Origin of the sequence: Planococcus sp. CAU13, from assembly GCF_000775575.1 — a bacterium.
Taxonomy (GTDB): Bacteria; Bacillota; Bacilli; order Bacillales_A; family Planococcaceae; genus Planococcus.
The window spans coordinates 44,369-55,137 of sequence record NZ_JRGN01000216.1; the positions used below are offsets into that span (position 1 = coordinate 44,369).

Below are 10,769 nucleotides of genomic sequence, written 5' to 3' on the forward strand. Positions count from 1 at the left end.
ATCTTATGCACTTGCGTATTGGGCTACCCGTGCGATTGTCTTGTCTTTGCCCAAGAGCGCGATGGCGTCCGGCAATTCCGGGCCATGCGTCTGCCCGGTCGTTACGACACGGATTGGCATAAAGAGGTTTTTCCCTTTATGGCCGGTCGCTTTTTGCACCGCTTTGATCGCCGCTTTGATTTCAGCGGGTTCGAACGCTTCCAGCGCTTCCAGCTGCTCTTTGAATGAAGCCATCACTTCAGGAACCTGTTCCCCTGCAAGCACTGCCTGCTCTTCTTCCCCGTAATGAAGATCATCCGTGAAGAATTGTTCTGACAGCTCAGTGATTTCTGCTCCGAAACTTAATTGATCATGGTAAAGAGCAACCAGGCGGTGTGCCCAGTCCTGCTGATCCGCATTCATTGTTTCCGGCAGTCTGCCCGCTTTCTGCAGATGAGGCACAGCAAGTTTCACCACTTCTTCGAGAGGCATTTGCTTGATGTACTGGTTGTTCATCCATGTCAGCTTCTGCTTGTCGAACATCGACGGCGATTTCGACAGCCGGTTGGCGTCAAAAATTCGGATCAATTCCTCTTTCGAGAAAATTTCCTCTTCCCCTTCAGGCGACCAGCCGAGCAGCGCGAAGAAATTGAAAAGCGCTTCAGGGATATAACCAAGATCTTTATATTGAGAGATGAACTGGATGATCGACTCATCACGTTTCGACAGTTTCTTGCGGTCTTCATTAATGATTAATGTCATATGGCCGTAAGTCGGATGCTCCCAGCCGAATGCATCGTAAATCATCTGCTGACGCGGCGTGTTAGACAGATGCTCTTCTCCGCGGAACACATGCGTGATCTTCATCAGGTGATCATCGATTACAACAGCGAAATTATACGTTGGGATGCCGTTCGTCTTCACCATAACCCAATCGCCGACATCTTTTGATTCGAATGAAATCGGTCCGCGCACCAAATCGTCAAACTTATACGTAACGTCAGTCGGCACTTTCGCACGCAGTGTATACGTTTTGCCAGCAGCTTCCCGCTCTGCCACTTCGTCAGCCGTCAAATTGCGGCAAGTTCCGCTGTACTGCGGCGCAGCAATGCCGGAAGCTTTTTGCGACTCGCGCTCTGCTTCCAATTCTTCTGCCGTACAGAAACATTTGAACGCCAGGCCTTTTTCCAGCATTTCATCGGCATAGCCTTTATAGATATCCAACCGCTCCATCTGGCGGTACGGACCATAATCGCCTCCAACATCCACCGATTCGTCGTAATCGATGCCAAGCCATTTCAGATTATCAAGCTGTGATTCAATTCCCGTTTCGATATTGCGGGCCGTGTCCGTATCTTCAATGCGGACGATGAATTTGCCGTCATGATGACGTGCATATAAATAATTGAAAAGCGCTGTGCGTGCTCCGCCGATATGTAAATGTCCGGTCGGACTCGGCGCATAGCGTACGCGTACTTCCTGTGTCATAAAATTTCCTCCTAGAAAACGTTTATCTTCTGCTATTCTATCACTTCCGGGAAAGCGTTTAAACCTTCCGTTCCACCAATAAAATCACGGCCAGTGCCGCAATTCCTTCTTCTCGCCCTAAATATCCGAGCTTTTCATTCGTTGTCGCCTTGACGTTTACCTGCGAAACATCCGCTTCCAGTAAACCGGCGATCGACTCCCGCAATTGTTCGATATAAGGTGCCAATTTCGGTTTTTGCGCAATCACCGTGCAATCCACATTGCCGAGTTCATAGCCCTGCTCTTTCACATACTGCCAAATGTGCGTCAGCAGCTTGCGTGAATCGGCATCCTTGAATTCCGGATCCGTATCCGGGAAATGCTTGCCGATGTCGCCTCCGCCAATCGCGCCGAGTGCCGCATCCGTAATGGTATGCAGCAGCACATCCGCATCCGAATGTCCGAGAAGCCCTTTACTATGGGGAATTTCAATCCCTCCTAATATGAGTGGCCTGCCCCCCACCAATTGATGCACATCATATCCCTGTCCAATCCGAATCATTGCTGCTCCTCCTGTCTGCGGCTCTCCAAAATGGCTTTTCCATAAATCAGATCATCCGGCGTCGTCATTTTCACATTTTCATAATTGCTTTCCACTATCTTCACGGGATGCCCCAGCCGTTCCACAAGCATCGCTTCATCAGTTCCCAGATATCCGTCTTCAAAAGCCGTAGTTGCCGCTCGTTTGATCAATGAATAATCAAATGCCTGCGGAGTCTGGATGATCCACAATTTATCCCGCTCCACGGTCTCCGTAATAATGCCGGATTCCGCTTTTTTGATCGTATCCTTTACCCGCACAGCGGCAATCGCTGCTCCAGTTTCCGCCGCTTCTTCCGCAAGACCGGAAATCACAGCCGGTTCAATAAAAGGCCGTGCCGCGTCATGGACCAGTACCACGTCACACGCAGGAATCATGTCGAGACAGGCTCTGACGCTATCCTGCCGTTCAGCGCCGCCTGCAGCAAAACCCGCCACTTTCGAAATTCCATATTTCCCCACATAATTCTTGATCAACAACCGCTCTTCTTCCTTTACAGCCAGCCAAATCGACTCGCAGTTCGGGTCCCGCTGAAAAACTTCCAGCGTATAGATGAAAATCGGTTTATCGAATAATTCCAGCAGTAATTTATTTTTATCAGCTTTCATGCGCTTGCCGCTCCCGGCGGCAGGCAGTACTACTGTATATTTCATGAGCTTACATCCTTTTATCCATCATTTCCCGTTACGTGGCTTAGCGAAAATCATGCGTCCCGCAGAAGTCTGCAGCACACTTGTCACCGTAACATCAATCGCATCGCCGATGTATTTCTTGCCGTCTTCAATGACGATCATCGTGCCGTCATCGAGATAGGCGACACCCTGGTTCTGTTCTTTGCCGTCTTTAATGACGACCACGTGCATATCCTCACCGGGTATGACCACCGGTTTTACGGCGTTCGCCAAATCGTTGATGTTCAGAACAGGCACATTATGCAATTCGCAAACTTTATTAAGATTGAAATCGTTCGTCACGACCTGGCCGCCCATTTTCTTGGCAGCGCGCATCAGCTTCAAATCGACTTCCGCCACTTCATCGAAATTCTCTTCCGTGATCATGATCGCACCTTCGCGCTCACTTTGAAGCCGTTTTAAAATATCTAGTCCGCGGCGTCCTCTTGTGCGTTTCAGCGTATCCGACGAATCCGCGATATGCTGCAGTTCCGATAACACAAATTGCGGCACCACAAAAGTTCCTTCCATAAATCCGGTAGCTGAAATATCTGCAATCCGGCCATCGATGATGACGCTTGTATCCAATAGTTTATAAGCCGTTTTCTCTGCAGGCAAAGCTGTGATTTCCTGCCCCGCTTCATTTTTCTTGGAATTTAATGAAAGCCGGGTTGGCGTCAGCATGCCCAGCATTTCTTCGCGTTTCTGAAAACCTACCTGAAATCCGAGGTAACCGAGCACCACTGAAAGTATGATCGGAGCGGCAGTCGCAACAAGCGGAATATCAATCGTACTGAGCGCAAATCCGATGAGGAATGCCACAATCAGACCTATAATTAGCCCCACGGTCCCGAATAACAGATCCGGCGTCGGCGCATGAAGCAATTTCTCTTCCATCCACTTCATAAACCGCACCAGCGTATCTGCAAACAACAGAGATAACAGGAAAAAAATGACGGCTCCCACAAGAGCGGAAACAATTGCATTATTGATCCAAGGATTGTCGACAATAGGTATAAGTTCAAAAACATAAGGTAAGAATATAATTCCGACAGTTGCACCGATCAATAAAAATAACACTTGAATAATTCTTTTTAACATTTTTCCACCTCCTTGTACTTAATTATACACACATCATTTACAAAACGCTGTTATGACCATGCACTGAAAAAAATAAAGGAGGCTAAAAGCCCCCTTATTGTGGAAAAATCTCTTTTAATGCATCATTCACTGTTTCAACGCCAACTACCCGAATGCCTTCCGGGAAATCCCAGCCCCCGATATTGGACTTGGGAATAATCGCCCGCTTGAATCCAAGTTTCGCCGCTTCCTGCACCCGTTGTTCAATTCGGGAGACGCGCCGCACTTCGCCGGTCAGGCCGACTTCACCGATAATACAATCAAAGCCGTTGGGGGCGGTATCTCGGTAACTGGACACAATACTCGCAAGAACCGCCAGATCGATTGCCGGCTCATCCAGTTTAACACCACCCGCCACTTTAATATAAGCATCCTGAGCCTGCAGGAGCATGCCCATCCGTTTTTCCAGCACAGCCATCAAAAGAGACACCCGGTTCTGATCCAGCCCTGTCGCCATCCGCTTCGGATAATTAAAGCTGGACTGTGTAACAAGTGCCTGGATTTCCACCAGAATCGGCCGTGTCCCTTCCATTGAAGCGACTACAGTTGAACCTGCCGATCCGCTTGAACGCTCCTGCAGGAACAATTCAGATGGGTTCAACACTTCTTTCAGCCCGCTTTGCAGCATTTCAAAAATCGCGATTTCATTCGTTGAACCAAAACGGTTTTTCACACTGCGCAAAATCCGGTACGTGTGATGGCGTTCCCCTTCAAAATACAGCACAGTATCCACCATATGTTCAAGGATTCGCGGTCCGGCAATCTGGCCTTCTTTTGTCACATGCCCGACAAGGAAGATGGCAATATTTTTCGTCTTGGCAATCCGCATCAATTCCGCTGTACTTTCACGAACTTGCGTGACACTGCCGGGAGCGGATGTCACTTCAGGGTGATGGACAGTCTGAATGGAATCGACGATAACGAAATCAGGAGCCACTTCTTCGATGGTGTGGTTGATCATCTCGAGATTCGTTTCGGCGTAAATGTACAACTCCGATGAGGAAGCGTCAAGGCGCTCTGCCCGCAGTTTTGTCTGGCGCACCGATTCTTCCCCGGAAATGTAAAGCACGCGGCTGCCGCTGTTCGCGAGCATCGCCGACACTTGCAGCAGCAGCGTCGATTTCCCGATTCCCGGATCTCCTCCGATTAAGATCAGAGAGCCCGGCACAATCCCCCCACCGAGTACCCGGTTCAGTTCACTGAGTTCCGTTTCCACCCGTGGTTCTTCTTTTGTTTCAATCGAATTGATGGGAATGGCTTTTTGAGGCGCAGATGCTGTGTGCTGGAAAGCATTTCTTGTGCCTTTCGGGACAGCCATCTCCACTTCTTCGGTCATTTGATTCCATTCGCCGCAGTTCGGGCATTTCCCCATCCATTTTGCCGATTCGTAGCCACACGATTGGCAGACGAACTTTGATTTCTTTTTAGCCATGGGCTCCTCCTTCTAATGAAAAACCGCCCGCCGGGAAATCTCTCCGGCGAGCGGAATATCTTATCGCTTATTTCTTAACTGTTTCATTTGTACGCACTACAAATTCATCATTTTCGACATCAAAGACAATTTGCTGTCCAGCGAGTGCGTTGCCTTTCAACAGCTCTTCAGACAAACGGTCCTCGACATGCTTTTGCAATGCCCGGCGAAGCGGACGCGCTCCGTATTCCGGATCGTAGCCTTCTTTCGCAATCTTATCAAGAGCCGCGTCTGTCAATTCAAGATTGATATCCTGCTCTTTCAGTCTGTCAGCCAATTGTTTCGACATCAATGTCACAATTTCGCGCAGATTTTCTTTTTCAAGTGAATGGAACACAATCATATCGTCAATCCGGTTCAGGAATTCAGGACGGAATGCTTTTTTCAATTCTGCAAGCATTTTTGATTTCATGTCTTTATAATCCGTCTTCGAGTCTTCGAGATTGAAACCGACGTATTTATTGTACTTCAATTCTTCCGCTCCAACGTTCGAAGTCATGATGATGACCGTGTTGCGGAAATCGACCCGGCGCCCTTTTGAGTCTGTTAAGCGTCCGTCTTCAAGCACCTGCAGGAGGATATTGAATACATCCGGATGCGCTTTTTCAATTTCATCAAGGAGCACGACAGAATATGGTTTTCTGCGGACTTTTTCAGTCAGCTGACCACCTTCGTCATAGCCGACATACCCTGGAGGTGAACCGACAAGACGCGAAGTTGAATGTCTTTCCATATACTCGGACATATCGATGCGGATCATCGCTTCTTCGTCACCGAACATGGATTCAGCCAAAGCGCGTGCCAATTCTGTTTTACCGACACCAGTTGGGCCAAGGAAGATAAATGACCCGATAGGACGTTTCGGATCTTTCAATCCAGCACGTGCACGTCTGATCGCTTTCGAGATGGAAGTGACAGCTTCAGACTGGCCAATAACACGTCCATGAAGAATCTCTTCCAGATTCAATAATTTATCGGATTCAGTCTGTGCCAGTCTTGATACCGGAATGCCTGTCCACATGGATACGACTTTCGCAATATCTTCCACAGTCACTTCAGACTCTTCCTTGCCTTGCTTTTCTTTCCATTCTTTCTTGGTTTTCTCCAATTGATCTTTTAATTTCTGTTCAGAATCACGGAGAGAAGCCGCTTTTTCAAATTCCTGGCTTTGCACCGCTTCATTCTTTTCAGAACGTGCAGCTTCGAGCTTCGCTTCCAATTCTTTCAGATCCGGTGGAGTTGTATACGAGCGAAGTCTAACTTTCGAACCCGCTTCATCAATCAAATCAATCGCTTTGTCCGGCAGGAAACGGTCGGAGATGTAACGGTCAGACATTCTGGCTGCAGCATCAATCGCTTCGTCCGTAATTTTCACGCGGTGATGCGCTTCATAGCGGTCACGCAGACCTTTGATGATTTGGATTGACTCTTCCACAGTCGGCTCATCCACTTGAATCGGCTGGAAACGTCGTTCAAGAGCCGCATCTTTTTCAATATATTTACGGTATTCATCCAATGTCGTAGCACCGATACATTGCAGTTCCCCTCTTGCCAGTGCCGGCTTAAGGATATTCGAAGCGTCAATCGCACCTTCTGCTCCGCCTGCACCGATCAATGTGTGAAGCTCATCGATAAACAGGATGACGTTGCCTGCCTGACGGATTTCATCCATCACTTTTTTCAGGCGGTCTTCAAATTCACCCCGGTATTTCGTGCCCGCAACAACTGTACCCATATCCAGCACCATAACGCGTTTATCGCGAAGCGTTTCGGGAATTTCATTGTTTACAATTTGTTGCGCCAAACCTTCTGCAATTGCCGTTTTACCGACACCAGGCTCTCCGATCAGAACCGGGTTATTCTTGGTACGGCGGCTTAATATTTCAATCACTCGCGTAATTTCATCGTTTCTGCCGATTACCGGATCCAGGCTGCCTTCACGCGCAACCTGTGTCAAATCACGGGCCAAACCATCCAGTGTCGGTGTATTGGCTGATGCGTTCGGGCTCATGCCGCCAGCCGACGCCTGTTCATTGCTGCCCAGCAGCTGCAGCACTTGCTGGCGTGCTTTGTTCAGGCTCACTCCAGCGTTGCCAAGCACCCGTGCCGCTACTCCTTCACCTTCACGGATCAGAGCCAACAGCAAATGTTCAGTACCTATATAAGAATGACCCAGTTTTCTGGATTCATCAACCGATAATTCAATAACTTTTTTTGCTCTCGGCGTATAATGTACAATCGGTCCCACATTTTTTTCGCCAATTCCTACAAGTTCGGTAACTCCTTCTTCGATCAATTGCGTATTGACTTCGATTGCTTCCAAAGCTTTAGCTGCAATACCGCCGCCTTCATGAATTAAACCAAGTAAAATATGTTCTGTTCCGATAGAATCATGTTTCATGCGAATCGCTTCTTCTTGAGCCAGTTGAAGAACCTTCTGTGCTCTTTGTGTAAATCTGTTTAACATCATTCAGAATCCTCTCCTTCTTTATCTCCATTAATTTTATATTCTTCTTTCAGGCGTTCCCGGAAAAGCTGTGCCCGGGCGATATCCCGTTCGTTTGGTGACAATGGTTTTTCTGAATAGCGCTGCAGAAAAGCCGGTTGCATAAATATCATCAACTCGTTCAGAATCGACATATCAATATTCTTAATCAATCTTAAATCTATTCCCAAACGGACATCTGAAAGGCATTTTGCCGCTTCTTCAGTCGTCAGCAATCTTGAATAAGTCAGAATACCGAGCGAGCGGTAAATACGGTCCTCAAGCTTCAATGGCGAATTATTTAAAATTGCCTCTCTTGCCCTGCGCTCCTGCTCAATAATCTGCTCGGTCATATTCTGCAGATCCTGAAGAATTTCATATTCTGATTTTCCAAGCGTCAATTGATTGGAAATCTGGTAAACGTTGCCCAAAGCTTCGCTTCCTTCTCCATAGATACCCCTCACGACCATTCCTAAGCGTGAAATAGCAGGAATAATGCGAGTAATCTGCTGCGACATTGTCAAAGCCGGCAAATGGAGCATTACCGAAGCTCTCATGCCCGTTCCCGTATTCGTCGGACAACTTGTCAAATACCCGAATTTCTCGTGAAATGCATACTGCAGATTCTCTTCTATCAAAGTATCCAGCTCGTTTGCAATTTTATAAGTTTCCTGCAGATGAAAACCGGATTGCAAACTCTGAATCCGAAGATGATCTTCTTCATTCACCATAATACTCAGTTCTTCATTCTTCGACAATAGAACTGAACCAGCATGTGCTCCAGCCGCCAAATGCGGACTGATCAAATGCTTTTCCACTAATAATTCTCTATGCAACGGAGAAATCTCATGGATGTCAATATGGGTGAACTCCTGATTTAATTCATTTCCTTTATCCAATAGAACCGAAGAAATAGCCTTATCAACTTTCAAAGCTTCATCTTCTGTAAAAGCATAAGGAAATTTAAATTCACTTAGATTTCGTGCCAACCTGATTCTGGTACTCATGGCTATATCGGTATTTTCACCCTCATTAGCCATCCAACTGCTCGCTTTTGGCTCTAAAAAACGGTCAATCGCCATGATTAGCACTCCCTTCGAGCTCTTTACTCAATTCACGAACTTTATCACGCAGTCTTGCTGCTTCTTCAAACTCCTCTGCGTCTATTGAGGCTTTCAGTTGTTTCCTTAACTCTTCGATTTCTTTTTTTATTTTTAATGTACTTCCATAAGAGGCAGGTATTTTACCGGCATGTTCTTTATTGCCATTATGGAGACGTTTAAAAATCTCTTCCAGATTCGATTCGAAAGCTTCATAGCAATTCGCACAACCGAATTTACCTAACTTCAAAAAATTGTTGAAAGTAAATCCGCATGAAGGACAGACTGAAACTTCTTTTTTAACTGGACTAACAGACGGCGATTGAACCGGAAACCAATTTGAAAGCAGTTGGTGAATTGCCAGTGGATCCTGCTCAAATGCTAAATTCAAATTATGATTTTCCGCTGCACACACATGGCAAAGATGTCTCTCCGTCAGTTGTCCATTTCTTTTTTGTTTCACTAATACAGATGCAGGACGTTCTCCGCATTGGTTGCAAATCATCTTACCACTCCTCGTTAACTCGACTCAAATTTAATTGTGAATAACATGGCTATTAGAATTCGTGCCCTGACTTCATCTCTTAAAGGGAGCCCCAGCAAAAGTGTCGATCGATCGATCGCACTTAAAATCATTTTTGCTTCCCGCTTCGTTACAATGTCTTCATCTAATAATCGATACACAATGTCTTCAGCCATGCTTTGAGTAGCGCCATTCTCCAAGTGCTTTACAATACCTGCAATAACATCTGACTTGCGGTGAAGACGTATACGTTTAATGCGGATATAGCCACCGCCACCTCTTTTACTCTCCACCAGATATCCTCTCTCCGGGGTAAACCTTGTATTAATTACATAATTAATCTGGGAAGGAACACATTGAAATTTTTCTGCTACTTCATTTCTTTTAATTTCAATATATTCTCTTTCGCTTAATTCGATAACCTGCTTTAAATAACCTTCAATCACATCAGAAATGTTACGCATTGCATTCACCTCTACATCCTGCATTTCTAAAATTGACTTTGACTATCTTTGACTTAATTATAGCCTATGTTTTTTATATAATTCAAATAGTACGTACTGAAATTAAAAAAATCCCGGAATATTTTATTCCGGGTAAGCTTTTAATCTTCATTAAGTAAACGCTTCTTAAAATCTTTTAAATGACTTTTAACTGATCTCGTTTCTTCTTCAAGGTATTTTGTTCTCCAGTGGGTACCTTCAAGCCAAATCTCAACCATATCTCCAGCTGATACTTCATGTGTAAACTCACTTACAGGGAAGGTATACTGTTCATCTTCCTCATTTAAAGGTTTTAATAATGCAGTTCTTTTATCAATAATTTCTACTTTATATATACCTGACTTCATAATAGCCGCCTCATTTCTATTTTTCTATATCTTAAGTTTTAAAAATTCTTTATTAATTTTTGTGTATTTAAGATACGTTAACATAAACAAACCAAAAATTTTTATTAGTAATATCTATAGAACCTATTTTATCTGAAAAATTAGATAATCTCTAGTTATTGATTTATTGTTCTTTTAAATTTACTTGAATGTATCTTACTTTTGAAAGACTCTATGTTGTCTTGCCCACTAATTAACCATGGCCCGTGATCCAATCGTTTCTTTTCTATTCGGCAAATAATAACATATAAATACTAGTAATTTTTCTTAAGTAGTGTGCTTGTATTTACTCTGATTAACCAGATACTTAAATTCCTGAAAAAACATCAAGAATTCCATTATATTTCAAATAAAACCTCATACTCGTGCTACATACAACATAACAAAGTATTATAAAGCGACGCGAAAAAAAAGCCGCTACCGCAGATGCGGTAACGACCTTT

At 45.2% G+C, this 10,769-nt stretch carries 10 protein-coding genes; all 10 read right to left on the minus strand.

The genetic code is table 11. The annotated features are described in order from the left end of the window. Window positions 1-3 precede the first annotated feature (3 nt). Entirely contained in the window at window positions 4-1,467 is a 1,464-nt protein-coding gene (gltX, locus tag KW93_RS09765; protein WP_033542821.1) for a glutamate--tRNA ligase, read from the minus strand. Window positions 1,468-1,525: 58 nt separating this feature from the next. Beyond that, window positions 1,526-2,008 carry a 2-C-methyl-D-erythritol 2,4-cyclodiphosphate synthase gene (gene ispF, locus KW93_RS09770; protein ID WP_033542822.1) on the minus strand — a complete coding sequence of 161 codons (483 nt, stop codon included), beginning with the start codon at window positions 2,006-2,008 and terminating at the stop codon, window positions 1,526-1,528. Next, window positions 2,005-2,700 (minus strand): 2-C-methyl-D-erythritol 4-phosphate cytidylyltransferase, encoded by a 696-nt coding sequence (ispD, locus tag KW93_RS09775; protein WP_033542823.1) that lies wholly within the window; start codon window positions 2,698-2,700, stop codon window positions 2,005-2,007. Before ispD ends, ispF begins: the two co-directional genes overlap by 4 nt. 21 nt (window positions 2,701-2,721) lie before the next feature. Then, window positions 2,722-3,819, minus strand: coding sequence for a PIN/TRAM domain-containing protein (locus tag KW93_RS09780; protein ID WP_033542824.1), 1,098 nt, complete (start codon window positions 3,817-3,819; stop codon window positions 2,722-2,724). A 94-nt stretch (window positions 3,820-3,913) separates the two neighbouring features. Continuing rightward, window positions 3,914-5,290 (minus strand): DNA repair protein RadA, encoded by a 1,377-nt coding sequence (gene radA / locus KW93_RS09785; protein ID WP_033542825.1) that lies wholly within the window; start codon window positions 5,288-5,290, stop codon window positions 3,914-3,916. Window positions 5,291-5,357: 67 nt separating this feature from the next. Continuing rightward, complete coding sequence (clpC, locus tag KW93_RS09790; protein WP_033542826.1) at window positions 5,358-7,799, minus strand: ATP-dependent protease ATP-binding subunit ClpC; 2,442 nt, start codon at window positions 7,797-7,799, stop codon at window positions 5,358-5,360. Further along, window positions 7,796-8,896 (minus strand): protein arginine kinase, encoded by a 1,101-nt coding sequence (locus KW93_RS09795; RefSeq protein ID WP_033542827.1) that lies wholly within the window; start codon window positions 8,894-8,896, stop codon window positions 7,796-7,798. Before KW93_RS09795 ends, clpC begins: the two co-directional genes overlap by 4 nt. Continuing rightward, entirely contained in the window at window positions 8,886-9,419 is a 534-nt protein-coding gene (locus tag KW93_RS09800) for a UvrB/UvrC motif-containing protein (RefSeq protein ID WP_033542828.1), read from the minus strand. Before KW93_RS09800 ends, KW93_RS09795 begins: the two co-directional genes overlap by 11 nt. 14 nt (window positions 9,420-9,433) lie before the next feature. Next, the gene (locus KW93_RS09805; protein WP_033542829.1) at window positions 9,434-9,901 is read right to left on the minus strand and encodes a CtsR family transcriptional regulator; all 468 of its coding nucleotides are present in this window, start codon (window positions 9,899-9,901) and stop codon (window positions 9,434-9,436) included. A gap of 140 nt (window positions 9,902-10,041) precedes the next feature. After that, a complete protein-coding gene (locus KW93_RS09810) occupies window positions 10,042-10,287 on the minus strand; it encodes a hypothetical protein (RefSeq protein WP_033542830.1) in 246 nt (81 codons plus the stop codon). Window positions 10,288-10,769: the final 482 nt, after the last annotated feature.

Excerpts from the sequence above, each read along its gene's own strand:
- gltX (WP_033542821.1), bottom strand. The coding sequence starts at position 1,467 with ATGACACAGGAAGTACGCGTACGCTATGCGCCGAGTCCGACCGGACAT.
- ispF (WP_033542822.1), bottom strand. The coding sequence starts at position 2,008 with ATGATTCGGATTGGACAGGGATATGATGTGCATCAATTGGTGGGGGGC.
- ispD (WP_033542823.1), bottom strand. The coding sequence starts at position 2,700 with ATGAAATATACAGTAGTACTGCCTGCCGCCGGGAGCGGCAAGCGCATG.
- KW93_RS09780 (WP_033542824.1), bottom strand. The coding sequence starts at position 3,819 with ATGTTAAAAAGAATTATTCAAGTGTTATTTTTATTGATCGGTGCAACT.
- radA (WP_033542825.1), bottom strand. The coding sequence starts at position 5,290 with ATGGCTAAAAAGAAATCAAAGTTCGTCTGCCAATCGTGTGGCTACGAA.
- clpC (WP_033542826.1), bottom strand. The coding sequence starts at position 7,799 with ATGATGTTAAACAGATTTACACAAAGAGCACAGAAGGTTCTTCAACTG.
- KW93_RS09795 (WP_033542827.1), bottom strand. The coding sequence starts at position 8,896 with ATGGCGATTGACCGTTTTTTAGAGCCAAAAGCGAGCAGTTGGATGGCT.
- KW93_RS09800 (WP_033542828.1), bottom strand. The coding sequence starts at position 9,419 with ATGATTTGCAACCAATGCGGAGAACGTCCTGCATCTGTATTAGTGAAA.
- KW93_RS09805 (WP_033542829.1), bottom strand. The coding sequence starts at position 9,901 with ATGCGTAACATTTCTGATGTGATTGAAGGTTATTTAAAGCAGGTTATC.
- KW93_RS09810 (WP_033542830.1), bottom strand. The coding sequence starts at position 10,287 with ATGAAGTCAGGTATATATAAAGTAGAAATTATTGATAAAAGAACTGCA.